At 42.5% G+C, this 25332-nt stretch carries 25 protein-coding genes; 10 read left to right on the forward strand and 15 right to left on the reverse strand.

Features of this window, described 5'->3' with window-relative positions; genetic code table 11:
- The 14 genes from ABZA00_RS06280 to ABZA00_RS06345 all read right to left on the reverse strand — a co-directional run.
- Positions 1-477, reverse strand: a 477-nt coding sequence (locus ABZA00_RS06280; RefSeq protein WP_372881296.1) for a S1 RNA-binding domain-containing protein, incomplete at its 3' end; no start/stop codon positions are given.
- 105 nt (positions 478-582) lie between these two features.
- Positions 583-1269, reverse strand: coding sequence for a (d)CMP kinase (gene cmk / locus ABZA00_RS06285; RefSeq protein ID WP_372881297.1), 687 nt, complete (start codon positions 1267-1269; stop codon positions 583-585).
- Positions 1270-1398: 129 nt separating this feature from the next.
- The gene (locus ABZA00_RS06290) at positions 1399-2169 is read right to left on the reverse strand and encodes a VacJ family lipoprotein (protein ID WP_372881298.1); all 771 of its coding nucleotides are present in this window, start codon (positions 2167-2169) and stop codon (positions 1399-1401) included.
- A gap of 237 nt (positions 2170-2406) precedes the next feature.
- Positions 2407-3696 carry a c-type cytochrome biogenesis protein CcmI gene (ccmI, locus tag ABZA00_RS06295; RefSeq protein ID WP_372881299.1) on the reverse strand — a complete coding sequence of 430 codons (1290 nt, stop codon included), beginning with the start codon at positions 3694-3696 and terminating at the stop codon, positions 2407-2409.
- Positions 3693-4157, reverse strand: coding sequence for a cytochrome c-type biogenesis protein (locus ABZA00_RS06300; RefSeq protein ID WP_372881320.1), 465 nt, complete (start codon positions 4155-4157; stop codon positions 3693-3695). The genes ccmI and ABZA00_RS06300 overlap by 4 nt, the downstream gene beginning before the upstream one ends.
- 87 nt (positions 4158-4244) lie before the next feature.
- Entirely contained in the window at positions 4245-4781 is a 537-nt protein-coding gene (locus tag ABZA00_RS06305; protein WP_372881300.1) for a DsbE family thiol:disulfide interchange protein, read from the reverse strand.
- A 1-nt stretch (position 4782) separates the two neighbouring features.
- Complete coding sequence (locus ABZA00_RS06310) at positions 4783-6744, reverse strand: heme lyase CcmF/NrfE family subunit (RefSeq protein ID WP_372881301.1); 1962 nt, start codon at positions 6742-6744, stop codon at positions 4783-4785.
- Between the two features lie 16 nt (positions 6745-6760).
- Entirely contained in the window at positions 6761-7228 is a 468-nt protein-coding gene (gene ccmE, locus ABZA00_RS06315; protein WP_372881302.1) for a cytochrome c maturation protein CcmE, read from the reverse strand.
- A complete protein-coding gene (ccmD, locus tag ABZA00_RS06320; RefSeq protein WP_372881303.1) occupies positions 7225-7431 on the reverse strand; it encodes a heme exporter protein CcmD in 207 nt (68 codons plus the stop codon). Before ccmD ends, ccmE begins: the two co-directional genes overlap by 4 nt.
- Before the next feature lies 1 nt (position 7432).
- Positions 7433-8191, reverse strand: coding sequence for a heme ABC transporter permease (locus ABZA00_RS06325; protein WP_372881304.1), 759 nt, complete (start codon positions 8189-8191; stop codon positions 7433-7435).
- A gap of 75 nt (positions 8192-8266) precedes the next feature.
- Positions 8267-8935: a heme exporter protein CcmB gene (gene ccmB, locus ABZA00_RS06330; RefSeq protein WP_372881305.1), complete on the reverse strand. Its 669-nt coding sequence runs from the start codon at positions 8933-8935 to the stop codon at positions 8267-8269.
- Positions 8928-9566 (reverse strand): cytochrome c biogenesis heme-transporting ATPase CcmA, encoded by a 639-nt coding sequence (gene ccmA / locus ABZA00_RS06335; RefSeq protein ID WP_372881306.1) that lies wholly within the window; start codon positions 9564-9566, stop codon positions 8928-8930. Before ccmA ends, ccmB begins: the two co-directional genes overlap by 8 nt.
- 268 nt (positions 9567-9834) lie before the next feature.
- On the reverse strand, positions 9835-11055 hold the full coding sequence (locus tag ABZA00_RS06340; RefSeq protein WP_372881307.1) for an ammonium transporter: 1221 nt from the start codon (positions 11053-11055) through the stop codon (positions 9835-9837).
- Positions 11056-11087: 32 nt separating this feature from the next.
- Positions 11088-11426, reverse strand: a complete 339-nt coding sequence (locus tag ABZA00_RS06345; protein WP_372881308.1) for a P-II family nitrogen regulator — start codon at positions 11424-11426, stop codon at positions 11088-11090.
- Between the two features lie 443 nt (positions 11427-11869).
- On the opposite strand from ABZA00_RS06345, the gene ABZA00_RS06350 reads away from it, so the two are divergent.
- From ABZA00_RS06350 to ABZA00_RS06370, 5 genes are all read left to right on the forward strand, one after another.
- Entirely contained in the window at positions 11870-13027 is a 1158-nt protein-coding gene (locus ABZA00_RS06350; RefSeq protein ID WP_372881309.1) for a serine hydrolase, read from the forward strand.
- 116 nt (positions 13028-13143) lie between these two features.
- Positions 13144-13413: a DUF493 family protein YbeD gene (gene ybeD, locus ABZA00_RS06355; protein ID WP_372881310.1), complete on the forward strand. Its 270-nt coding sequence runs from the start codon at positions 13144-13146 to the stop codon at positions 13411-13413.
- Positions 13414-13426: 13 nt separating this feature from the next.
- On the forward strand, positions 13427-14077 hold the full coding sequence (gene lipB, locus ABZA00_RS06360) for a lipoyl(octanoyl) transferase LipB (RefSeq protein WP_372881311.1): 651 nt from the start codon (positions 13427-13429) through the stop codon (positions 14075-14077).
- A complete protein-coding gene (lipA, locus tag ABZA00_RS06365) occupies positions 14070-15038 on the forward strand; it encodes a lipoyl synthase (RefSeq protein ID WP_372881312.1) in 969 nt (322 codons plus the stop codon). The genes lipB and lipA overlap by 8 nt, the downstream gene beginning before the upstream one ends.
- 71 nt (positions 15039-15109) lie before the next feature.
- Positions 15110-16096: a 1-aminocyclopropane-1-carboxylate deaminase/D-cysteine desulfhydrase gene (locus tag ABZA00_RS06370; RefSeq protein ID WP_372881313.1), complete on the forward strand. Its 987-nt coding sequence runs from the start codon at positions 15110-15112 to the stop codon at positions 16094-16096.
- A 21-nt stretch (positions 16097-16117) separates the two neighbouring features.
- On the opposite strand, the gene ABZA00_RS06375 is transcribed toward ABZA00_RS06370, so the two are convergent.
- Positions 16118-18025 (reverse strand): EAL domain-containing protein, encoded by a 1908-nt coding sequence (locus ABZA00_RS06375; protein ID WP_372881314.1) that lies wholly within the window; start codon positions 18023-18025, stop codon positions 16118-16120.
- A gap of 151 nt (positions 18026-18176) precedes the next feature.
- Here ABZA00_RS06375 and rsmC point away from each other — a divergent pair, with 151 nt between their 5' ends.
- From rsmC to srmB, 5 genes are all read left to right on the forward strand, one after another.
- Positions 18177-19235, forward strand: a complete 1059-nt coding sequence (gene rsmC / locus ABZA00_RS06380) for a 16S rRNA (guanine(1207)-N(2))-methyltransferase RsmC (protein ID WP_372881315.1) — start codon at positions 18177-18179, stop codon at positions 19233-19235.
- 331 nt (positions 19236-19566) lie between these two features.
- Positions 19567-20796, forward strand: coding sequence for a glucose-1-phosphate adenylyltransferase (gene glgC, locus ABZA00_RS06385; protein ID WP_372881316.1), 1230 nt, complete (start codon positions 19567-19569; stop codon positions 20794-20796).
- 71 nt (positions 20797-20867) lie between these two features.
- Positions 20868-22091, forward strand: coding sequence for a glucose-1-phosphate adenylyltransferase (gene glgC / locus ABZA00_RS06390; RefSeq protein WP_372881317.1), 1224 nt, complete (start codon positions 20868-20870; stop codon positions 22089-22091).
- Between the two features lie 243 nt (positions 22092-22334).
- Positions 22335-23804 carry a glycogen synthase GlgA gene (glgA, locus tag ABZA00_RS06395; protein WP_372881318.1) on the forward strand — a complete coding sequence of 490 codons (1470 nt, stop codon included), beginning with the start codon at positions 22335-22337 and terminating at the stop codon, positions 23802-23804.
- A gap of 130 nt (positions 23805-23934) precedes the next feature.
- On the forward strand, positions 23935-25296 hold the full coding sequence (srmB, locus tag ABZA00_RS06400; protein WP_372881319.1) for an ATP-dependent RNA helicase SrmB: 1362 nt from the start codon (positions 23935-23937) through the stop codon (positions 25294-25296).
- Positions 25297-25332 lie beyond the last annotated feature (36 nt).

Below are 25332 nucleotides of genomic sequence, written 5' to 3' on the forward strand. Positions count from 1 at the left end.
AAGTTTAATCACTTTGAATTCAATATCTTTGTTTTCAAGGTGAGCAGTGTCACGTACCGGACGTACGTCAACTAATGATCCTGGTAGGAAAGCACGGATACCGTTTAATTCAACAGTGAAACCACCTTTAACTTTACCGTTGATAACACCGATAACAGTTTCCTGGTCTTCGTAAGCTTTCTCTAATTGGATCCAAGCTTCATGACGTTTTGCTTTTTCACGAGAAAGTTTAGTTTCACCGAAACCATCTTCCACAGCGTCTAGCGCTACATCACAAACATCGCCAACAGCAACTTCTAGTTGACCGGCAGCATTTTTAAACTCTTCTGCAGGAATTGCAGCTTCAGATTTAAGGCCTGCATCAACGAATACCAAGTTGTTACGGATTCCTACGATTGTACCTTTAACAATCGTACCAGGGCGAGTTTCTACTTGTTGAAGAGATTCTTCAAACAGTTCAGCAAAAGATTCCATCATCTATTTATTCACACTTATTTTATACAACCACTTACAATCCATTAGTAAGGGAGGCTGAAAAAGATTACCACTTCATCCATAAAGCAGTATTTAGTTAATAGTCGGTTATTCAACTACCAAGTTTAGTTTAAGTTTCATCAATTCAAGGACCTGATTGACAACTTCATCAATGGTTAATGAGGTTGAATCGATCACTAAAGCATCTTCTGCGGGTTTTAAAGGCGCAACAGGACGATTTCGATCACGAAAATCTCGTTCTTTGATTTCGCTTAAAATTTGCGCGATGCTAACATTAAAGCCTTTGCTTTGCAACTGATTAAAACGTCGCGCGGCTCGTTCTTCGGCACTGGCATCCAGGAATATTTTAACCGGCGCGTCGGGAAAGACCACGGTGCCCATGTCCCGTCCGTCAGCGATCAAACCGGGTGCCTGATTAAATGCTTTCTGTCTGGCTAATAAAGCATCACGAACAGACTGCAGTGATGCCACCTGCGATGCAGCCTGAGCAACGATTTCTGTTCTTAATTTATCACCTACATTCTCACCGGCTAATAAAGTATCAACCCCGCTACCATTGGACACAAAAGAAACATCCAGGTTTAATGCTAGGTTTGCCAGGCTTTTTTGATCATCCAGACTTACTTTTTCCTGTAGTGCGGCAAAGGCTAAAATGCGATATAAAGCGCCACTATCCAGTAAATGCCAGTGCAGTTTTGCCGCCAGTATATGGCATACCGTGCCCTTTCCAGATCCACTCGGGCCGTCAATAGTAACCAGATTATTGTTAGACACATAAACTCCTAGACTAGTTTTAAAATTATTTTTTACAAAAAGAAAATCATGCTCATAAAGCATGATTTTCAAAACGTTGTATATTGTTAAGGCTGCTCTTCAAAACCAAGAAGACGCTGAATAAAATTGTTAATCTATCTCATCCATAAATTCATCCAGATCCAGGTCGGTTTCTTCCTGCTCTTCACCGGTTTTTTTAAGAAACTGTTCAAGCTCCGGGCTACTGGTATAAAACTTGTAAGCTTCGTACTGAATATAAGCCTCTTTAACAAACAGGTAGGGATCCAGTGACTGCTCAAGCAGCGCTTCCTGATCCATCAGTCCAGCCCGGATCTCCACTGCATCCAGCCCCTCTACCGCCAGGCTTTGCCAGAGGGTCAGATAACTGCTCGGAAAATACAGACCATCAACTATATCGCCGAAAAATTTTCGCGTACTGCGTGGACCGAGCACCGGCAGCATCAGGTAAGGTCCGTTAGGCACCGACCATCTGCCCAGTACATTGCTGAAGCTTTCCCGGCGCCGCTCAATGCCGATTGCAGTCCCGACATCTAGTAATCCGAACATGCCGACGGTTGAGTTAAGAGTAAACCTGGTCAGTGCGTTTAATGAGTCTTTAAAGTCGAGCAGCAGTAAATTATTCACCACAGTGGTTGGCTCTTCCAGATTCAATACAAAATTATTCAGTGCAGTGCGCAGATCATCGGGCATCAGAAAGATATAACTTTTTGTTACCGGCCGGTAGATAAAGGCATCCAGCACGTTGTAGTTAAACTCCCAGGAAAGGCGGTTAAGCGGTTCAATGGGGTCGCTCATCCTATATTCATTTCCGCCATTAGCCGTTTGTGCAAAAGCAGTATTTGTGCAGAACAATAAAACAACCAGCATTTTTTTTAACATAAAGACCTACTCTTTCCCTGAAATAGAAACAAAATTAGTGTGATTTTACTGTAAAAGCTCAGAGACAACTACTTGTACAGGCTCTTTTCCCGGGCCGTTACCTCCTCACCCTGCCCCGGCTATCGTTGAGGCCGTTTATGCAAAAGTAGTCTTGGTGCAGAATAATAAAACAACCAGCCATTCTTTTAACATAAAGACCTGCTCTTTCCCTGAAATAGAAACAAAATTAGAGTGATTTTACTGTAAAAGCTCGGAGACAACTACTTGTATAGGCTCTTTTTCCCCGGCGCTTATCTCGCCGCTCTGCCCCTGCCACTGTCCTGCGCTATTATTGATATTACTCCCGGTTGAAATACGCGCTTTAATAATAAAGTTAGGGTAATTACTTAATTTTACCCCCTCCATCATTGCATTTGCATCCGACAGCTCAACCCTGACAGGAAAGTCTGGCAATGGCATTTTAATTGCGGCAATCGGCATTGGCGGTCCTGCTACAGCCTGCGCATAAACAAATAAAAAACCGTTTTGCGGAATAATGACCTGCTTATCAATGGCGATCTCAACCTGATAAACTTCTCCGACAGGTGCTATTTTCTCTTCCATGGAGTCATCCGGAGTATCAACCTGGCTATCGACATCAGTTGAATTTTTCGCAGCATTTAACTGCTGCTGCGCATAAGCAATACTGTCCCGCAGGGTAGCGGCCTGTTGTGAATCTTGTGCAACCAGTGTCTGCATCTTTTGCCAGCGCTGGATGGCGGTGGCGTAATCCTCTCTTTCAAGCGCCATAAAAGCATACATCGACCATGCTTCGAGATCCTCCGGATAATCCTTCAATACCTTATTTAACAGGGATTCCGCCTGAACTTGAGAGTCCGGATCGCCGCTCTGCATTTTCATCTGAATATAAACAAGGCGGATTTCAATTGATGAAGGATCCAGCTGATAAGCTTTATTAATCGCATCGGAAGCCGCATCGCTATCTCTGAACAGCAAGGCTAAACGGCTGTATAACAGCCAGCCGTCCGGATCATTATCCTGATAGCTCAGTTGAGTACGTAAACCTAACATGATATCACGCAAATCCTGCTCGCTCGGGCGGTTGGCGCGATCATTAAAAAGTCTGTTTTGCAAGTCGGGGTAGCGCTGCAGTACTGATTGCCAGCTATCTACCTGCTGATAAGCACCCACCGACCAATATATTGCATAACTACCGAAAATCACCACAAAAATAGCCGGTAACCATAACATTTTACTGTTTTTATAAACGGCCTTAGGCTGGTTATCACTGATATCATCAAGTAAATTATGCTGTAATTCAGTGAGTAAGGTTTTTTTATCGACAATAATGTCCTGCGCTTCATCAGCTTCAAGTTCCGCTAAGCGCACATCGTATAAGGCACGGTTCAGCTGGTTGCGACGATCACTTTGTCGGTCATTTTTATAGCGGCGGATAAAAGGCAGGGTAAGCAAAGCACAAGCGATGATCACAAGTAAAATACTGGCCAACCAAAACTGTAAAATCATTGCTTATTCCCTTGTTGCGTTTTTTTCCGTGAGTTGTTCTTATTATTAAGAATTTCCTGCAGGCGTTGCGTTTCCTGCGGATCTAAATGGTCATCCTGCTTCTTCTGCCCTTTTACCTGCCTGTATAAAAAATAAAACCCAAACAGAACAAAAAGCAAAGGGCCTAACCATAAAAAAATAGTTGCAGGGGTCATCGGCGGGTCGTAACGTACAAAGTTGCCAAAACGGGCAACCATATAATCGATCACCTCTTGCTCATTTTTACCTTGTTTAACAAGTTGATAGGTTTTGTTACGTAAATCTTTTGCGAGCTCTGCATTGGAGTCGGAAATATTTTGATTCTGGCATTTCGGGCAACGAAGCTGTTTGGTTAATGCATGAAAAGTCCGCTCCTGCTCTGCATTATCAAATTCAAAGGTATCTATCGCAGCAACAGCTAACGGGCTGAAAAAAAACAGCATAAAAAACAGAGGACAGCTGCAGGCAAATATTTTAAAAGGATTATTCCGCACAGAGTGAGATTGAGATAATGACATTAAGCGCATAAGTTACTCCATAGCCGCAAAGACAGCAGATAATTCATCTCGCCAGATCCGAGCATTTAAGTCACCCACATGACGATACTGAATAATACCTTTGCTATCGATAAAAAAGGTTTCAGGGGCGCCGTAAACCCCTAAATCCAAGCCCAGCATACCGTCTTTATCAAACAAACTGATCGCATAAGGATCCTTAAGATCCGTTAGCCATTTAGTGGCTTTAGCACGGTCATCTTTATAATTCATGCCGATAATATAGACCCCCTGCCCGGCCAGTTCATTCAAATATTTATGCTCGGCATAGCAGGTAGGACACCAGGTAGCCCAGACATTAAGCAGCAGCTTCTGCCCTTTGAAAATAGAAGCATCATAGTGTTTTTCAGGGTTATAAATATCCTGCAGGGTAAATTCAGGTACACTTTGCCCTATTAATGCTGAGTCCAGTTTACGCGGATCGCTATACAGGCCTTTAAACAGGAAATAACATCCCGCCAGAAAGATAATTAAGGGAACTGACAGAGTAAGTATTCTTTTACTATTCGCCATGTTAAATAACCTCCGCTGAGGATTGAGAAACTTTTTTCATCCGGTAACGCCGATCGAAAAGCATCAGCATTCCGGCAAATGCCATCAGCACAGGACCAAACCAGATCCAGCGTATAAAAGGTTTGTAATAGATGCGAACCGCCCATGCACCATCCGGCAACACTTCGCCCATGGCGATATACAGATCCCGGGTAATACCGGGATCTATAGCGGCTTCGGTCATCGGCATTCTCTGCACCGTATAGATTCTTTTTTCCGGCTTCATAACGGCAATGGTTTGCTGATCACGTTTAACAGTGAAAACGCCGGCACTGCCGGTATAATTGCTGCCGTTAAGCTGTTCAAGCGCATCAAAGTGAAAATCATAACGCTCAAAGGCAATGCTATCCCCGATCCCTAACTTAACATCACGCTCAATAGAAAAGTTTTGCGTCATGGTAATGCCGATAATCATCAGCGCAAGCCCGGCATGCCCCAGGCACATTGCCCAGTGGCTGCGGCTTAATTTAGTCATCCCGGTCCACAGGGTAAAACGGTGCGTTGAACGCAGGTAGATCTCCACCAGCGTACCAGCGAGTACCCACATACCGAGAAATACGCCCAATAATGCCAGCCAGGTAAAATGTGATGCAAAGGCAAACAGAAAAACAACCGTCGCCACGCAGGTCATAATCAGCAGGGCAACTATCGGTTTAAACAGATCAGTCAAATTCTGACGCTGCCAGCGCACTAAAGAGCCCACGCCTAAAAACAGCGCAAAAGGAACAATCAGCACGGTAAAGATACGGTTAAAGAAGGGTTCGCCGATAGAGATACTGCCTAAGCCAATCTCCTTATGTACAAGGGGTAAAAGCGTACCTAATAACACCACAATCAATGCCGCGATTAACAAAATATTATTAATTAACAGCATAGTTTCACGCGAAATAAAGCTGTAACGCCCGCGGCTCTTCACTTTTGATGCCTGTACCGCGTAGAGTAATAATGAACCGCCAATGACGATAATCAGAAACGCGAGAATAAACAAACCGCGAGCGGGATCACTGGCAAAAGCATGTACAGATACTAATACGCCGGAACGCACCAAAAAGGTACCGAGCAGGCTTAATGAAAATGCACAGATTGCCAGCAGCACCGTCCAGGATTTGAATATGCCACGTTTTTCACTAACCGCTAAAGAATGGATCAAAGCAGTTCCCGCAAGCCAGGGCATAAAAGAAGCATTTTCAACGGGATCCCAGAACCACCATCCTCCCCAGCCAAGCTCGTAATAAGCCCACCAGCTGCCTAACGCGATCCCCAGGGTTAAGAAAATCCACGCTGCCATGGTCCAGGGGCGTGACCATTTAGCCCAGGCGCTGTCCAGACGCCCCTCCATTAATGCTGCAATGGCAAAGGCAAAGGCGACAGAGAAGCCCACATAGCCCATATACAGCATCGGCGGATGGATAATAAGACCGATATCCTGCAGTAGCGGGTTAAGATCCCGGCCATCAACGGGAAAATAAGGCAGAGTGCGTAAGAAAGGGTTTGAGGTAAATATAACAAACAGGTAAAAACCCAATGAGATTAACCCTAACACCGCCAATACCCGCGCAATTGACTCAACAGGTAAACGTTTACTCATTACGGCAACAGCGGCACTCCATAAAGACAATAATAAGACCCATAACAGCAAAGATCCTTCATGCGCCCCCCACACCGCAGACAGGCGATAATACCAGGGCATAGCCGAGTTGGAATTGGTTGCGATATAGGTAACCGTAAAGTCATTAACAAAAAACAGATATGCCAGAATAACAAATGACAACAAAACAAAAACGAACTGTAAAATAGTTAACACCTTTGCCGAGGCAATAGCACTTTGCTGACCGGTGTATACGCCATAGAGCGGATAGACTGTTTGTAATAATGCAAACATACAGGCTATTGCCAGGGCGAACTGACCAATTTCGGGTAACATGAAATGTCCTTAATGGTTATTTTTTATTGGTTTTTAAATGATCCATACCGACCAGCGCATCGGCAACGTCGGGCGGCATATACTCTTCGTCATGTTTGGCTAACACTTCAAAGGCATTAATTTGGGTAGTGTTAATTAACTCCCCCTGCGCTACAATGCCCTGCCCCTCACGGAACAGATCCGGTAAAATCCCATCGAAAAAGACCGTCACAATGCCCCCGCCATTATCCAGTAAATCAAAGCTTACTTTTAAACTTTGCGGATCCCGTTGCACCGTACCGGGCATAACCATCCCGCCAACGCGTAAACGTTGCCCTATTTCAGGTTTGATACCTGTTTCCTTTTTACCCTGAACTATTTCTGTCGGTGTATAAAAAAGATCAATATTCTGCTGCAGGGCAAACAGCACCAGTCCCACCGCAATAGATAACCCCAGCACTAACGAAGAGGTGATTAACAAACGTTTTTTGCGTCTCGGGTTCATAATGTGCCTTCCATATTTTTTGCTTTATTGATACGTTCTTCGCGTTTAATACGTTGTATTACCGCCCGAAATATTTTTTTTCTTTTTGTTAACGTATTAAAAATCAGAATAATAAGAGATAAAAAAGAAATACCGTAAGCCAGCCAGACATAAAAGCCGTAGCCTCCCATGGCAATAAAATCTGCCCATGAATTAAATGCCATGTTAATTATTCTCCGTCGTGTTTAAACTATTCTCAATTAATGCTCTTACCCAGGGGCGGTGGCTTTCACGGGTTAAAATTTCATTTCTAAAGCGCATCAATGTTAATGCACCCAGCAACGCTGCAAAAGCTAAAATCATAAGCAGCAGAGGCCATAACATTTCTGCAGCCATCGACGGTTTGTCAAACTTGCTGATCGTCGCGCCCTGGTGCAAGGTATTCCACCACACAACCGAATAATGAATAATGGGCAAATTAATCACGCCTACCAGGGTTAAAATGGATGCGGCCCGTCCTGCTAATACTTTATCTGAAAAAGCATTATATAAGGCAATAATCCCTAAATACACAAACAATAGGATCAGCTCGGAAGTTAAGCGCGCATCCCACACCCACCAGGCACCCCACATAGGCTTGCCCCACGCGGCGCCGGTAAACAAAGCAATAAAAGTAAAAACAGCCCCAACGGGTGCGGTTGCCGCAACCGTCATTTCTGCCAACCGGATTTGCCATACTAAAGCGATAAATGCGGCAATCGCCATACTGGAATAGGCAGCCATCGCCATCATAGCGGCCGGTACATGGATATAGATGATGCGGAAACTATCCCCCTGCTGATAATCAGCGGGGGCAAACAGCAGGCCCCATACCAGACCCAGGGTAAAGGTAATTATTGTAACAACCACAAACCAGGGCAGCAGTTTACCGGCTAACTGATAACTCCGCTCGGGTTTTGCATAGGGGTGAAGCCATTTCCACATAATTTATCTCTATCTTTGTAAATATATATAACCAGACAAGTTGACCATCTATCTTAAAGTAATTTAAACATATTATCAGCTAACACTGACCCGCAATGCAGCCGCTATTGCAAAAGGTGCCAGGGTAATTGCAGCTATCAACATCGCTCCCAATAAAGCCAGTAATCCGATATAGGATTGCCCGTATGCCGCTGCATCAATCGCCATGGTGGAAAAAATTAAAATGGGAATACAAAGGGGCAGCATAATCAAACTTAGCAGAATCCCCCCTTTTCTTAATCCCACGGTCAGGGCGACACCTATCGCCCCTAATAAACTTAAAATTGGCGTGCCAATCAACAGGGTTAAAAACAGGGCAAAATAGGTATTTATATCAAGCGCCAAAAAAGCAGCCAATAGAGGAGAAACCAGTAATACAGGTAATCCGGTCAGCAACCAGTGAGCCAGAACCTTGGCGCTTACCAGCCACGCCAGAGGATAAGGGGCGAGCATCAGCTGTTCAAGAGAGCCGTCAATATAGTCGTCTTTAAATAAACGTTCAAAGGACAGTAAAGCCGCTAATAATGCCGCCACCCAGACAATACCGGGGGCGATACGCTGCAGCAGGGCCGGATCAGTACCTATACCTAAAGGGAAAAGTGTAACCACAATAATGAAAAACCACACGGGATTTAAAATATCACTGCGGTGACGAAATGCCCCCGTTAACTCTTTGACAATAACCTGAAAAAAAGCATTAAACATATTCTTCACCCGCGGCAAAGTGTTGCAGCTCCACTTTTCTGAATAAGGATGAGTTGATCGTCATATCCTGATGGGTTGTAAGGAGTACCATCCCCCCACGCTGTGCATGTTTGACAAATAAAGACTGCAAAACCTTAATACCCGATTTATCAATTGCCGTAAAAGGTTCATCTAACACCCATAGCGGGCAATCATTCATCCACAAACGCGCCAATGCCACCCGCCGTTGTTGCCCGGCAGACAGCTGCGCAGTACTGACATCTTCATAACCCGCCAAACCAACCAGTGCCAGGACATGCCATAAATCTACATCTTCTTCAGTAACATGCAATTTATGAAAAAACTGTAAATTTTCCAGGGGGGTTAATTCCGGCTTAATGCCGGTTTTATGGCCAAGGTATAAAAGTTGCCGATGAAAGGATTCCCGCTGCTCAAATATCGAACAGCCCTGCCAGAGGATCTCCCCGGAATAGGGGGAGGATAAACCAATAATCAGACGAAACAGAGTGGTTTTACCCACCCCGTTAGGTCCCGCAACCTGCACAATCTCGCCCGGATTAATGATAAAGCTCAGCTCTTTAAATAAAATACGATCCTCGCGGACAGCTGTAAGCATATTGCAGTGAAGCATGACGATAACCCAATAAATTTAAAGACAAGATTTGCACACAGGCAATGTGAAAGACTTTTTTGCATCCTAACACAGAAGATTATATGAAGTAATAAAGTTGAGCGACTAATATGTGCACCTGCTCACTCCTTGCCGGTTATAAAATAAAAACAGTTAGTATTGCCTTGCCGTTGGGCGTTTCCAGCGACAACAATTTTTACAGAGCAAAAAAAAACCTGGCTTAGTGTTAAGCCAGGTTTTTTTTGAATCATTATTTAGCTTTTAGATATCAGCTATCAGTAAATTCAGGGTAAGCTTCTACACCACAATCATGTAAATCCATACCAGTTTCTTCTTCTTCAGCTGTAACACGAATTCCCATGGTGACTTTGATAATGCTCCATATAATCCATGATGTAACAAACACAAAACCAAAGATAACCGCTGCACCGTATAATTGGCTGGCAAACGATGCGCCTTCATTGTTTAGCGGCACAACCAGCAGACCAAACAGACCACATACACCGTGAACAGATATTGCGCCCACTGGATCATCTATTTTTAATTTATCAAAAGTGATGATGCTGTAAACTACGATAAGGCCTGCAACCGCACCAATACCAACAGAGAATAGCGGGCTAGGTGATAGAGGGTCAGCAGTAATTGCCACTAAACCGGCTAATGCACCGTTTAGGATCATCGTTAAATCTGCTTTACCCCATTTAAGTTTAATCAGTAACATCGCTGCGATTGCACCAGCCGCAGCAGCCGCATTGGTGTTAACAAAGATCAGACCAACCGCTGTCGCATTTTCTGCATCGGAAAGTAATAATTGTGAACCACCGTTAAAGCCAAACCAACCCATCCATAAAATGAAGGTACCTAAAGTAGCAAGCGGCATGTTTGACCCTGGAATAGGATGAACCGAACCGTCTTTACCATATTTACCTTTGCGGGCACCGAGCAGGATAACACCAGCTAATGCAGCGGCAGCACCGGCCATATGAACAATACCAGAACCGGCAAAGTCACTAAAACCAGCTTCGCTAAGGAAACCACCGCCCCACGTCCAGTAACCTTCTAACGGGTATATAACGGCAGTGAAAACAACGGCGAAAACTAAGAAAGCAAAAAGTTTCATACGCTCGGCAATTGCACCAGAAACAACTGACATTGCTGTTGCTACGAACACCACCTGGAAGAAGAAATCAGACTCTAAAGAGTGATCTGCGCCTTCAGCCTGACTACCGATTAGGCCACCGAATGAAGGTAACCAGCCACCGCCAGCATTATCAACATACATGATGTTGTAACCAACTAATAAGAACATGGTACAGGCAATCGCATATAACACGATGTTTTTAGTTAAAATTTCAGTGGTATTTTTAGAGCGGACAAGGCCCGCTTCCAACATGGCAAAACCTGCTGCCATCCACATGACCAACACACCCGATATTAAAAAATAGAAAGTATCAAGTGCAAACCTAAGTTCAGTTACTGTGTTTTCCATAATAATCCCTTTATACAAATTATTTAAAAATTTTAAAGCGCTTCTTCATCAAGTTCACCGGTACGGATACGTACAACTTGTTCAAGCGGCTGAATGAATATTTTACCGTCACCTACTTTCCCTGTATTCGCGGCATTAGAAATAGCTTCAACCAAGCGATCTACATCGTCAGCTTTTATGGCAATTTCGAGTTTAACTTTCGGTAGAAAATCAACCTGGTATTCAGCACCACGATAAAGTTCAGTATGACCTTTCTGACGACCAAAACCTTTTACTTCTGAAACGGTTACGCCTGCAATTCCTGCATCCATAATAGCTTCTCTGACTTCATCCAATTTAAACGGTTTAATTATTGCTGTTAACATTTTCATTAACATATTCCTTCTTAATTTAAAAACTTCAGTGGATTAATAACTTCAGCGAAAAAAATATTATTACTTTACCTGCCAGAAACGTAGCAAACTATATGCCAAAAACAAAAAACACTTAAAATACAATAAATTAAAGGAATAATGAGCATTATAAACCGGCATGATCGCACCAGCATGGTGCGCCGTGCACCTCTTTGCACTATAAAAGTCAATTTGTAGTCAATAATATCAAACCGTTAGGCCAGCATAGGATAAAAGCAACCGCTACAGAATAAAAATCACGCGGTGGTGATATAAGCAAATATCTTAAACAGACAGATTCCGGCAGTTTGCGGCAATAGCTTTTAATGTGCATAAATCCTCACTCAGCCCTTAGCAATCAAAAGTGGATCTGCTATAGTGCTTAACAATTTTTTACTCTAATAATTCAAAGGTATCTTTACATGAAAAAAATAAGCCTTCTGGTTATCACTTTCATTTTCAGCCTGAATGTTTTTGCGACCCCCATAGTAACCCCGAATGCACCCGAAATTGGAGCAAAGGGTTATTTGCTGATTGATTTTAATTCCGGGAAAGTGCTTGCTGAAAACAACAGTGAAGTAAGGCTTGCTCCCGCCAGCCTGACAAAAATGATGACCAGCTACATCATTGGCCAGGAAATTAAATCCGGTAATATATCACCAACCGATAAAGTAATAATTTCCGAAAAAGCATGGTCAAAAAACTTCCCCGACTCTTCAAAAATGTTTATTGAAGTGGGTAAGGAGGTTAGCGTTGCTGACTTAAACCGCGGGATTATCATCCAATCTGGTAATGATGCCAGCGTCGCAATGGCTGAACACATTGCTGGCAGCGAAAGTGCATTTGCAGATTTAATGAACTCCTGGGCAGTCCAGTTAGGCATGAACAATACTCGATTTGAAAATAGCCATGGTTTACATTCAACAGAACACTACACAACGCCTCAGGATATGGCTATCTTAGCCAAAGCATTGATCAACGATGTACCTGATGAATATCGTATATACAGTGAAAAGTCGTTCAAATTTAACGGTATTGATCAAACCAACCGTAACAGTTTGTTATGGGATAAAAGCTTAAACGTAGATGGTATTAAAACAGGCCATACTGAGGAAGCGGGTTACAGCTTAATTTCTTCGGCAACTAAAGACGGTATGCGTTTAATCAGCGTAGTGATGGGCACTAATTCAACTTCATCGCGTCTTACCGAAAGCAAAAAATTACTCAACTGGGGTTTCCGTTTTTTTGAAACACTTACTCCATATAATGCAGGCGATCAATTAGCCAGTGAAAGAATCTGGATGGGTACTCAGCCAATGATCCGTTTAGGTGTAAAAGAAGATACACCTATTACTCTGGCTAAAGGTGAAGCGAAAAATTTAAACGCTTCTTTTATTATTGAAAATGAATTACGCGCACCGATTGAGAAAGGCGATGTTGTTGGTAAGGTTCATTATTCTGTTGATGATCAACAAGTTGCAACATACGATTTAATCACCTTAGAAGCAGTAGAAGAAGGCGGTTTATTCAGCCGCCTGATAGATTATATAAAATTATTATTTATCGGTTGGTTTGGCTAATTTTACCCCCATATCAACTGCTTCAGGGTATCCTTTTCTGATATTTGGCATGCTTGTCGGAAGTGCGGCTGACTGTCCCACTTCCTGTTTTTTTATATTTGCCTTTGGAGTTTAACATGGCATTAAATACCAACTTTGACAACCTATTAGAGTTCCCGTGTCTGTTCACTTTTAAAGTGATGGGCGTGGCTGAGCCGACATTCATGGAGCAAGTTCTTGAAGTCATTCAAAAACACGCACCGGGTGATTATGCGCCAACCATAAAACCCAGCTCAAAAGGCAATTATTGCGCGCTAAGTATTCCCGTAACGGTTACCAGCAAAGCACATATAGAGACTATCTACAGCAAAGTGAGCGAACTCGAAGCTGTACGTCATATCCTTTAGCCGAGATAAATTGATGAGTCGATTAGATAAACAGCTTAAATTACGCTACTTAGGTAGGCAGGATTACCTCACCTCATGGCGTGCAATGAGCGACTTTACCGATCAACGTGATGAAAATAGCGTTGATGAAATCTGGGTAGTCGAGCATCCGGCGGTATTTACTCAGGGTATTGCGGGTAAGGCCGAGCACATAATAGGGCAAAGCGACATTCCGGTGGTACAGAGCGATCGCGGTGGACAGGTTACCTTCCATGCTCCCGGTCAACTGGTCGTTTATCTGCTCATTAACCTGCGCCGCAAAACTCTTAATGTACGCACATTAGTCACTATTATGGAAGAAAGCATTATCGATTTATTAGCCGATTATAATGTGACTGCCGCAGCTAAAGCAGATGCCCCTGGTGTCTATGTTGAGGGTAAAAAAATTGCGTCATTAGGATTGAAGATTCGCAAAGGTTGCTCATTTCACGGCTTAGCATTAAATGTTGATATGGATTTATCGCCTTTTTTACAAATTAACCCATGTGGTTACGCGGGCCTGGAGATGACCCAATGTAAGGCACAAGGTATCACACTTTCAGTTGCTGAGTTAGCGCCATTATTGATTGAAAAAATGAATAATAAATTACACTATTTACATATAGAGAGTTTTCACCATGAGTAACAAACCAAGCCAATTAACTGCAGGTAAAAAACTGCGCGATGCCGATAAACTTTCTCATATCCCAATTAAAGTTATCCCGTCGGATAAATCGACTCTGTTAAAAAAACCATCATGGATGAAAATAAAACTTTCTTCTGATAACAGCCGCGTCAGCGAAATCAAATCAGCACTGCGTAAAAATAAGCTTCATTCTGTCTGTGAAGAAGCTTCCTGCCCAAATCTTAATGAATGTTTTAACCACGGCACGGCTACTTTTATGATTTTGGGCGATATTTGTACACGACGCTGCCCATTTTGTGATGTAGGACATGGTAAACCGCTTCCTGTGGATAAAGAAGAGCCTAAAAAATTAGCTGAAACCATTAAAGATATGAAATTGAAATATGTGGTTATCACTTCCGTGGATCGTGATGATCTTCGTGATGGTGGCGCGCAGCATTTTGCCGATTGTATTCGTGAAATTCGTTTATTAAACCCGGAAATTAAAATTGAAATTTTAGTTCCTGATTTTAAGGGGCGTATGGAACAAGCCTTAGCCTGTTTTGAAAAAGATGTGCCGGATGTGTTCAATCATAACCTTGAAACAGCACCGCATTTATACAAACAGGTGCGACCGGGCGCAGACTATAAATGGTCTTTAAAGCTGTTGCAGAAATTCAAAGAGAAACACCCGCATATACCGACAAAATCAGGCTTAATGATGGGCTTAGGTGAAACTAATGAAGAGATTATGCAGGTACTTACTGACCTGAGAGCGCATGATGTTACCATGTTAACGCTGGGGCAATATTTACAACCTAGCCTGCAGCATTTAGCTGTGGAACGTTACGTGCCGCCTGCCGAGTTTGACGAACTGGGTGAAAAAGCCAAAGCGATAGGGTTTGACCATGCGGCCTGCGGCCCCTTTGTCCGCTCCTCATACCATGCTGATTTACAAGCATCCGGTCAGGAAGTAAAATAAGCTTTAAAAGAGCAGTTAACAAAACCGCATTCGATGCGGTTTTTTTGTTTACTATGGTTACGGTGGATAAATTGGATACAGCAGATCAGCAGGAAAGCGCGGCTTTAAAGCTACTTGAAAAAAAAATGCAGAGCATCATAAATCCCTCGCCATTACAGCCGGTAAAACACCCATTATTAGATGCTCTGCAGTTAACCCTTTCTGTCAAAAGAGATGATCTGTTACATCCGGAAATATCCGGCAATAAATGGCGCAAATTAAAATATAACTTGTTAGAGGCGCGCAGGCAGCAGGTTGATCATATTGTCAGTTTTGGCGGTGCTTATTCAAACCACCTGCATGCCCTGGCCGCCGCCGGGTTCCATTTCAACTTCAAAACTAAGGCCATTATTCGCGGTGAAAGCAGTTATGCCGGTAACCCGACACTCAAGCAATGTTCTGCATGGGGTATGGAGCTGCAGTTTGTAACACGTCAGGAATATAAAAAAAGAGCCGATCCAGCCTACCAACAATCTTTACAAACATTATATTCGAATGCGTTGATCCTGCCTGAAGGTGGCAGTAATCAGTTGGCCCTTCCCGGGGTAATGGAAGCAGTACGGGAAATGCTGCAGCAGACTGACCATTCTGTTGATCACATTGTCACCGCTACCGGCAGCGGCGGCACGTTAGCAGGGATTATTGCCGGGGTGCGGCAATATCAGCCGAAAACACGGGTGACGGGTATTGCCGTATTGAAAAATGGTCACTACCTTAATCAGGAAATAGCCTCTTTACTGAATGAAACTCGCTCCCGACAGCGACAAGAGTGGTGCCTGCAGACAGAGCTTCATCACGGCGGTTATGCTAAAGTCCCAGCTAAACTGCTTGATTTTTGTGAGCAGTTTACTGTGCAAACGGCTATTCCCGTTGAGCCGATTTACACCGGCAAAATGTTTTTTGGATTATTTCAGCTTATTAAGCAGGGATATTTTAAGCAAGGCGAGCATATCGTTGCTCTGCACACCGGCGGGCTGCAGGGATTAAAGGGCTTACAGGAAAAACACAAAAGGGGCTGATAGGCGCTGTATTTACAAGAATCAGGGGGGAATAACAGGTACGGCAGTTGCAAAAAAGTCCCCCTGACCGGCATAAATACCCAATTTAAGCAGGTATAACCACTCCTCTTCACTTTCAACGCCCACTGCAATAATTTTAGCCCGGCTATACAAACAGCTGGCCAACACCCCCTGCAAAATAACTTGATTAGCCCTGTTAAGATGAATATTGCGTATCAAACCACTATAAACTTTTAAGTAATCAATATTAAAATCAAGAAGATAATTCAGATCTGTGAAAGACTTCCCGACGTTATCAACTGCAATTTTACAGCCCATTTTTTGAATCGCCGTTAATGCACTGCGCAGTGCCATATAATTGCCTTTTAACATCTCTTCGGACACCTCTACTACCAGATTATTGCGCAAACGCCGGGGCAGAAACAGCAGTTGCTGAACCAGCCATTTATGAGTGTCTTTATCTGTTAAAATTTGCGCACTCATATTAACAGCGATCGGCTTTTCGGCATCCCCTCTGGCAACCAGTAAAGCCAGTGATTTCTCTAATGTTTTCTGGTCAAATTTTTCATATACACCACATTTATCTGCCATCGGCAGGAACACCCCTGCACTGATGACTTTTTGCTGCTCATCTTTAATGCGTGGCCAAAGTTCGGAATAAAGTTCAGTTAAACCATCACTCAATTTTATGCCCTGCTGGTAGAGCAGTAATCTATCTGTATCGAGAATATTTTCCAGTAAGGAGCGCCAGCGCACGGTGCCTTTATAGACGGGAATTTGCTCATCCGGATCATCAGACATAAACCAACCACTTACTTTCTGGTGAGTTGCAACAAGCAGAGCATGATTTACATCATCCAGAATAGTAGATTTGTGCATGCCATAAGCAAAATTTACCGCACCGATATGAAAAAAATCATCAATATAAAATAGTTCCGGGAGGTGCAGATGAAAAAGATATTTGGTCAATTGTTTGGCAATCACTTCCGTTTCCCCGTAAGTCATTTGCGGAATAATTAGCACAAACTCAGTAGCGGTTATACGGGCAATAAAGTGCTCATGGTGACGAATGGAAAATTTACTAAGTAATTCAGAAAGTTGTAATAAAAATTGATGATACGCCTGTGTCCCGAGTTGATGCTCTATGATCTCTAACTCATGAAACTTAATGATAAATAAAGCACTCGATAAGACATTACGGTTCCATATCAGTCCCTCCAGATAATTATCAAATGCCAAACTGTTCCCTAATCCGGTACTTTTGTCTAAAAAAGCCCGGCCGCGAATATATTGGGCAAAAGGGCTGCTGAAGTGTTTGCTTTGCTGTAATTTCTCTGACAAAAGATCCAATGCTTTGCTCGCTGATAATGGCCACTCCCCCGGATGTGCAAAGCACGCCGAAAGATCGTTTTGTAATAAATATTTTGCCCTTTTTTCCAATAACTCTGCGCCAAAAAATTGTTTTTTGGCGCGCTTCAGCAAAAGAAGAATACACAGCACAATAACAGCGCTGATAACGATGAGTAGCAAAATGGAAAGGGGTAATGCAGAGTAAGGCGGTCCGGTCTGCACAAACACCCGGGTATCAGGGCTTTTATTTAATTGATATTCGTAAGTCAGCAATGAATTAGCCAGAGAGGCCGTCTCATTTACAGTTTTTTTGCTGAATAAAGTGTGCTCACCATCTTTGATTTGCAGGCTGACAACACCGTTTTCGTCAAGCAGATCCGGCAACCAGAGGACAAATTGTTTTTCTGTAGCTCCCTTCTCTATCTGGGATTCGATCACCTTCACAATGCTTTCAATACGCTGCCGATGGTAAGTGTTGCTATGTAATTGAATACTTAACAAGCTGCCCATTAAAATAAACATGGTAGAGGCTAAAAAAAACACCATGGTGATAAATGTAAATTTATCCGTAAACTTCATTTAGTCCCTTAATGATTAAATCTGTAATTCTATTGGTAAGAAATAGTCAAATAACAATATAATGCGCCTTTCAAGCAAAACTTTATCAGCCCACTTTCAGGTTATAGCCAAACTACTTGGATATAAGTGTAGTTAAAAACAGGAAAATATAATGTCAGTTGCGAATAATACATTTTCAAATCCCAGCCAGGTACTGCAGCGTAACGAATCACTTTTTACAAACAAGACTATTCTCATCGCAGGTAATATTGATGATGATTATCCGCTGCAGTTAGCCTCCTTAGCCGACTCATCAACCTTCTGTTTCAGCGATTACCGTTATTACAGTGCCTTAAAGGACAGATTAAACTCATCAGAGGTCTATTTTACGGATAACTATCAGGGGAAGAAAAAATTTGACCTGTTAATTATTTTCTTACCTAAAGCTAAGCAGGAAACCTTATATTTATTAGCCAACCTTACTCCGCATTTACAACAAGGCGCGGGTATCATTTTAGTCGGTGAGAAAAAATGCGGTATCAAAAGTGCCGCTACTCTCTTAACATCATACTCAGCAAGGGCTAATATTATTGACTCCGCACGTCACTGCAGCCTTATCTACGCAGAATTAGATCAACCGGTAGAGGCTTTTACACAATCAGATTGGGTAAAAACCTATCAGATAAACGTTAACAACACTGAACTGCAGATCTGCTCTTTGCCTGGTGTTTTCAGTTATGGTGAGTTGGATAAAGGCAGTGAGTTATTGTTACAGAACTTACCGGATAAGATGGTTGGTAACGTACTTGATTTCGGATGTGGTGCAGGTGTCATTGCCTGTTATATTTTAAAAAAACACCCGCAACTGTTGGTGGATCTGGTGGATATTAATGCTTTTGCTTTAGCCAGTGCGAAATTAACCCTGCTCGCTAATAATTTACAGGGTAATGTATTTCCCTCAAACGTATTTTCACAGATCAAAGAAAAATATAATATTCTGCTTTCCAATCCGCCCTTCCATTCAGGCAGAAACACCGACTACACAGCTGCAGAAGCCTTTATAAATCAATCCTATGAGCACTTGAAACCGGATGGGATATTGTCTATTGTGGCTAATAAATTTCTAAATTATGAATCATTACTGGTGAAAGCATTTGCAAATTTAAAAATTGAGCAGGAAAACAACAAATTTAAAGTATTAAGTTGTTTAGCAAAAAATTCTACACCCTGATCTATATCACAGAAAGGTCAACGTGTTGATGTGCATCACAAATTTTTGCTAAAAATAAAATTTTTACCGTGTTGTTGTCATGATTACAGTATGATGATTGGGTGCAGTTGATAAGACTTTTAGTGACATTGTTTGTTCTGCTAAGCCTCATAGTTGGGAGATAGCTGGGAGGCAGAAAGTGAACTTAACCTCTTTAAATAGAGGTTGTTATTTTATCCGTTACAACGCTAAAAGTTACATGAAACAGACACGACTAAAAGGATCTAATCGCAATATAAATCCACTATGCAAATAACAATAACATTCACATTAATTTTATCTGGAGATCTTTATGGCTGGCATTCTTGCTATGATTCTTGCAGGAGGAGAAGGCTCCCGCCTTTTTCCCTTAACTGAAACGAGAACAAAACCCGCAGTACCTTTTGGCGGCAACTATCGTCTGGTCGATTTTGCATTAAATAATTTTGTTAATGCCGACCTGATGAAAATCTATGTCTTAACTCAATTTAAATCCCAGTCATTAAATATCCACCTGCGCAAGGCATGGCGCCTGTCAGGCATCGGCAGAACAAACCGTTTTATTGAAGCAATTCCAGCACAACAACGTGTTAATAAAAACTGGTATTCCGGTACTGCCGATGCAATTTACCAAAATGCCCGCTTTATAGAAAAAAGCGATCCGGACCATGTCTGTATTTTTGGTAGTGACCATATCTATAAAATGGATGTTCAACAAATGGTTGAATATCACAAAGAAAAAGGTGGTGCACTGACGGTTTCGGCGATTCGCGTTGCTAAACAGCATGCCTACCATTTTGGTATTATTGAAATAGATGAAGAAGGCCGCATGATTGGTTTTGCTGAAAAACCAGCCGTTGAAGATGCGAAAACGATTCCCGGTGATCCTGACCATGTTTTAGCTTCCATGGGTAACTATATTTTTGAGTCAAAAACACTGCTTAAAGAATTATATGAAGATGCCGCGGACAACGAATCCGCACATGACTTCGGTAACAATATTATTCCGAAACTTTATCCGCAGGGTAATGTTTTTGTTTATAAATTAAGTGATAACTATATTCCTGGCGAGCCTGCAACAGCTTATTGGCGCGATGTAGGTACGCTGGATTCCTACTGGGAAGCTCATATGGATATGCTCAAACCAAACGCGCCATTCTCTCTTTATAATAAAAACTGGCCGCTGCATACCTATCACCCGCCATTACCACCGGCAACATTCCGTGATCCGGATGAGGCAATCAATGATGTTGCCCAATCATTGATAGGTGCAGGTTCATACATTAACGGCGCGACCATTAAAAACTCTGTTTTAGGATTCCGTAGTCATGTCTGCCAAGGTGTTGTCATTAAAGATTCCATTTTCCTTGGAAATGCAAAAGTAGGCGCCAATTGCCGCTTAACCAAAGTAATTCTGGATAAGAATGTGGAAATAGCCCCGGGTACTGTTATCGGAGAAAATTTAGAAGAAGATCGTAAGAGATTCACTGTTTCAGATGAAGGTGTTATCGCCATCGCTAAAGACAGCAGAATCGGCTTTTAATAACGCTTTTTCAGTGGGAGCTTAAAAGCTTACCCATTTCCGTTTTTATTCTAAATAAATAGGTTTTTATAATGTCAAAAGTTCTGTCAATGATTTTAGCGGGTGGTGAAGGTTCTCGCCTTTACCCATTAACCCAGTCACGTACTAAACCTTCTGTGCCATTTGGCGGCAGTTACCGTTTAGTTGATTTCGCATTAAACAATTTTGTTAATTCCGACTTACTGCGTATTTACGTTTTAACCCAATTTAAATCCCAGTCACTTAACCAGCATTTGAGTCAGGCATGGGAACTCAATAGCCTTACCGGTAATTTTATTGATGCTATTCCAGCACAAATGCGCATGGGTAAGCACTGGTATTCAGGTACGGCCGATGCAATTTATCAAAATATTCAATTCATTAAAGAAGATGATGCGGATTTGGTATGTATTTTTGGTAGTGACCATATCTATAAAATGGACATTCGCCAGCAAATCGCATTTCACGAAGAAAAAAATGCAGTACTGACGGTATCGGCAATTAAATTACCTAAGGCACAAGCTTACCACTTTGGTATTATCGAAGTGGATGCGGAAGGCCGCATGATAGGTTTTGCTGAAAAACCAGCGGTTGAAGACGCAAAAACGATTCCGGGAGATCCTGATCATGTATTAGCTTCTATGGGTAACTATGTTTTCGATTCAAAAGAATTACAAGCCGAGCTAATCCGCGATGCAGCATTAGAAAACTCCAGCCATGACTTCGGTAAAGACATTATTCCGCATCTTTATCCGCAGGGTAAAGTGTTTGTTTATGACTATACAACCAATACCATTCCCGGTGAATCAGGTGAAACGTACTGGCGCGATGTAGGTACCATTGAATCATACTGGGAAGCTAATATGGACCTGGTTAAAGACACGCCGCCTATTACGCTATATAACCCCAAATGGCCGATGCACACCTACTACCCGGCGCTGCCGCCGGCTAACTTCAGAAAAACAGAAGAGTTCGACTGCCGGATCAGCCGCTCTCTGATTTCAGATGGTGCTTACATCACCGGAGCATTAATTGATAAATCGGTCTTAGGCTCTAAATGTGTTATTGACAATGGCACCGAGGTGCACGAATCTGTCCTGATTGGTGACTCACACATAGGTAAAAACTGTAAAATTCTTAAAACCATCATCGATAAAGATGTCCATATCGCCGATAACGTTCAAATTGGCGTCAACCTGGAAGAAGACAAAAAACGCTTTACCGTATCCGATGAAGGTATTGTGGTTATCCCGAAAGGTGCGAGAGTCGGTTTTTAAGCCGTATTCTGTTTGTAAAATTTGATACTAACCTCCCAAAGCCACAATTCATTGTGGCTTTTTAGTTCCTCAAGCACTGATAAATCATAAACCAAAAATAAAAGTAAAAAAAAGCGGCATTTAAGCAGCTGATGGTCGATAATTGAAAGTGAAAACAACACGACTATTTTGATTTTTCCGAGTAAATACAGATAAATAGTTCTGTGGATTGATAAATGGCAGGACTGCCAAAGGAGTTATTCATTGGATAAAAAATTAAAAATTCTCTTCATCTCTTCAGAAGTTGAAGAGTTCTCAAAAACCGGAGGGTTAGCTGACGTCGCAAAATCATTACCCATCGAATTACGTAATCTTGGTCACGACGTTAAAATAATTACACCATTTTACCGTACCATCAATCACCGAGAAGAAGCCCGGCACCGTTTTAATTTAACCCTCAGTACCGATCATTCCCGTCCCGATGTTCATTTTCAGGTACATGAGTTGCAGCTGGATGGCATTCCTGTTTTGACCATCGATAATGCACATTATTTTGACCGTGAAGGGTTATACGGGGAAGATAATAAGGCTTATCAGGATAATGGTGAACGATTTGCCTTTTTCTCCTTAGCCGCGCTACAAGCTTGTGATGCAGCTGACTTTACGCCGGATATCATCCACTGTAATGACTGGCATACAGGTTTAGTCCCATTTCTTCTTAAAACCCGTTACGAAGAGCATGACCGTTTCGCCAACAGCAAAACCGTATTAACCACCCACAATGCCTGCTACCAGGGAATTTTTGATAAATCTCAACTCAATCTGATCCCCGAAGTCAGTGCCTGCATGGATGACCGTGTTCTAGAAAATTACAATTATATCAACTACTTAAAAGTTGGCGTAACTTACAGTGATAAAGTCAACACGGTAAGTCCTAACTATGCCAGTGAACTGCTTACACCATTAGGCTCTCATGGTATGTCGCACCTGTTTATTGAGCGTATCCATGATTTTGAAGGTATTTTAAACGGTTGTGATTACAACGATTGGAATCCTGAAACAGATCCTTTCATTCCGGTAAATTTTTCAGCAGATGAGCTTGATGGTAAAGCCATGTGCAAAACAGCATTGCAGAAAGAAGTTGGCCTGCCCGTAAGCAATGATGCACTTTTCGGCATGGTTTGCCGTTTAACGGATCAAAAAGGCTTTGGTCTGTTACTCCCGATCTTAGAACGTTTACTGAAACATAATCTGCAGCTTGTTATTATCGGCTCTGGCGATCCATCAATCACCGGACAACTTAATGCGATTGCGGCGCATTTTCCCGATAAATTTAAGTTTATAAATACTTACAGTAATAAATTATCCCATATGGTTGAAGCGGGTGCGGACTTCTTTTTAATGCCGTCAATCTTTGAGCCATGCGGTTTAAACCAGCTGTATAGTTTAGCTTATGGTACTTTACCTATTGTACGTGGTGTGGGCGGATTAAAAGATACCGTCCTGGATTATGATCAGGATCCGGACAACGCCAATGGTTTTGTATTCTATGATCCTAATCCGAATCAGCTGCTTAACTTGTTACGCCGGGTATTATTACTCTACATTGAACACCCTGAGGAGATGTTACGCTTAAAAACCAAAGCAATGCGCTCGCACTTCTACTGGTCTGATGCGGCAAAACATTATCAGCATTTATATTATAATGCCCTGTTTAGGCCAACATTTAGCTAACAGCAACTCTAAGTCACATATTAAAACCAATTTCTTTGAAGTTGGTTTTTTTGTTTTTTTATCTATTTTGAACACTATTGCCAGCTTTGCTTTATAATGCCCTTTATTTTCTTTGTAACTGGAAACATGCATGTCATTTGAAGCACTTGAGCTCGACCAACACTTATTAAACACCCTTGCTAAAATGGGCCACACACGCCCGACAAGTATTCAAACTCTGGCGATTCCACCAGCGATGGATGAACGTGACATTATGGCAAGTGCCCCAACCGGCACAGGTAAGACATTAGCTTTTTTACTGCCAGCAGTGCAGCGTTTAATTGATTTCCCGCGGCGCAGAGGCGGCTCAGCACGAATTTTAATATTAACCCCAACACGTGAACTGGCGATGCAAATCAGCGGAGTGGCCTCCGAGCTGGTCGAGGGAACCAGCCTGGTTGTTGGTAATATTATTGGCGGCGTTTCCTACCAGGAGCAGGAAGAAGTTATTACAGATAATGTCGATATAGTGATCGCAACACCGGGGCGTTTAATGGAATATATCGATTCCGAAGCTTTTGACTGCCGGGAAGTAGAGACCCTGATCCTCGATGAAGCAGACCGGATGCTGGATATGGGCTTTATCAGAGAGATGGATCGCATTTCAGGAGAAACCCGCTGGCGTAAACATACCGCCCTTTTCTCTGCTACGCTGGAAGGAAAAGGTTTGCGCGAATTCTCCCGCGATGTATTGAAAGATCCGGTGCAGTTAACCGCAGAAGTGTCACGTCGTGAAAGTGGTAAGATTTTACAATGGGTTCACCTTGCAGATAGTCCGGAACATAAATTACAGTTATTAACAGCCATTTTACAGCAGCAAGTTAATGAAAATGAGCAGCAGCAAAAAGTAATAGTCTTTGTTAAAACACGTGAACGCTTAACTGAGCTGGTTGCCCAACTTGCTGAATTACACATCCCATGCAATTATTTGCGCGGTGAAATGGATCAGGAAAAACGTAACCTGGCGTTAACTCAATTCAAAGCCGGCAAGATTAACATACTGATCGCCACCGATGTTGCCGCACGTGGTATTGACGTGCCTGATATCACCCATGTGATTAACTATGATCTGCCGCGCAGTGCCGATGTTTACGTACATCGTATTGGACGCACCGCCCGCGGAGGTAAAAAAGGTACAGCGATTTCACTCGTTGAAGCACATGATATTGATATGCTGGCAAAAATTGAACGTTATACCAAGCAAATTCTAAAACGCCGGGTGATCAAAAGCTTGCGTCCAAGCCATAAAGAAGCCCAGATTAGCCAGCGTAAGCCGAAAAAGAAACTAAATAAAAAAGGCAAAAACCGCGAAGAAGATCTGAAAAAAGAACAAAAAGCCAAACGCCTTAAGAAAAAAGAGGAAATGGGTAAACAACGCCACCGTAATATAAAAGCGAAAGGTAAACCCGATTGGGCAGGAAAAGGCAAAAAAGAAGCTAAAGTAGAAGAGTAGCGACTCAGCTTCGAGTTACGGGCTGCGAGTGGCGAG

Source organism: Psychromonas sp., assembly GCF_041586535.1.
GTDB lineage: Bacteria > Pseudomonadota > Gammaproteobacteria > Enterobacterales > Psychromonadaceae > Psychromonas.

Excerpts from the sequence above, each read along its gene's own strand:
- ABZA00_RS06290 (WP_372881298.1), bottom strand. The coding sequence starts at position 2,169 with ATGTTAAAAAAAATGCTGGTTGTTTTATTGTTCTGCACAAATACTGCT.
- ccmI (WP_372881299.1), bottom strand. The coding sequence starts at position 3,696 with ATGATTTTACAGTTTTGGTTGGCCAGTATTTTACTTGTGATCATCGCT.
- ABZA00_RS06300 (WP_372881320.1), bottom strand. The coding sequence starts at position 4,157 with ATGCTGTTTTTTTTCAGCCCGTTAGCTGTTGCTGCGATAGATACCTTT.
- ABZA00_RS06305 (WP_372881300.1), bottom strand. The coding sequence starts at position 4,781 with ATGGCGAATAGTAAAAGAATACTTACTCTGTCAGTTCCCTTAATTATC.
- ABZA00_RS06310 (WP_372881301.1), bottom strand. The coding sequence starts at position 6,744 with ATGTTACCCGAAATTGGTCAGTTCGCCCTGGCAATAGCCTGTATGTTT.
- ccmE (WP_372881302.1), bottom strand. The coding sequence starts at position 7,228 with ATGAACCCGAGACGCAAAAAACGTTTGTTAATCACCTCTTCGTTAGTG.
- ccmD (WP_372881303.1), bottom strand. The coding sequence starts at position 7,431 with ATGGCATTTAATTCATGGGCAGATTTTATTGCCATGGGAGGCTACGGC.
- ABZA00_RS06325 (WP_372881304.1), bottom strand. The coding sequence starts at position 8,191 with ATGTGGAAATGGCTTCACCCCTATGCAAAACCCGAGCGGAGTTATCAG.
- ccmB (WP_372881305.1), bottom strand. The coding sequence starts at position 8,935 with ATGTTTAATGCTTTTTTTCAGGTTATTGTCAAAGAGTTAACGGGGGCA.
- ccmA (WP_372881306.1), bottom strand. The coding sequence starts at position 9,566 with ATGCTTCACTGCAATATGCTTACAGCTGTCCGCGAGGATCGTATTTTA.
- ABZA00_RS06340 (WP_372881307.1), bottom strand. The coding sequence starts at position 11,055 with ATGGAAAACACAGTAACTGAACTTAGGTTTGCACTTGATACTTTCTAT.
- ABZA00_RS06345 (WP_372881308.1), bottom strand. The coding sequence starts at position 11,426 with ATGAAAATGTTAACAGCAATAATTAAACCGTTTAAATTGGATGAAGTC.
- ABZA00_RS06350 (WP_372881309.1), top strand. The coding sequence starts at position 11,870 with ATGAAAAAAATAAGCCTTCTGGTTATCACTTTCATTTTCAGCCTGAAT.
- ybeD (WP_372881310.1), top strand. The coding sequence starts at position 13,144 with ATGGCATTAAATACCAACTTTGACAACCTATTAGAGTTCCCGTGTCTG.
- lipB (WP_372881311.1), top strand. The coding sequence starts at position 13,427 with ATGAGTCGATTAGATAAACAGCTTAAATTACGCTACTTAGGTAGGCAG.
- lipA (WP_372881312.1), top strand. The coding sequence starts at position 14,070 with ATGAGTAACAAACCAAGCCAATTAACTGCAGGTAAAAAACTGCGCGAT.
- ABZA00_RS06375 (WP_372881314.1), bottom strand. The coding sequence starts at position 18,025 with ATGAAGTTTACGGATAAATTTACATTTATCACCATGGTGTTTTTTTTA.
- rsmC (WP_372881315.1), top strand. The coding sequence starts at position 18,177 with ATGTCAGTTGCGAATAATACATTTTCAAATCCCAGCCAGGTACTGCAG.
- glgC (WP_372881316.1), top strand. The coding sequence starts at position 19,567 with ATGGCTGGCATTCTTGCTATGATTCTTGCAGGAGGAGAAGGCTCCCGC.
- glgC (WP_372881317.1), top strand. The coding sequence starts at position 20,868 with ATGTCAAAAGTTCTGTCAATGATTTTAGCGGGTGGTGAAGGTTCTCGC.
- srmB (WP_372881319.1), top strand. The coding sequence starts at position 23,935 with ATGTCATTTGAAGCACTTGAGCTCGACCAACACTTATTAAACACCCTT.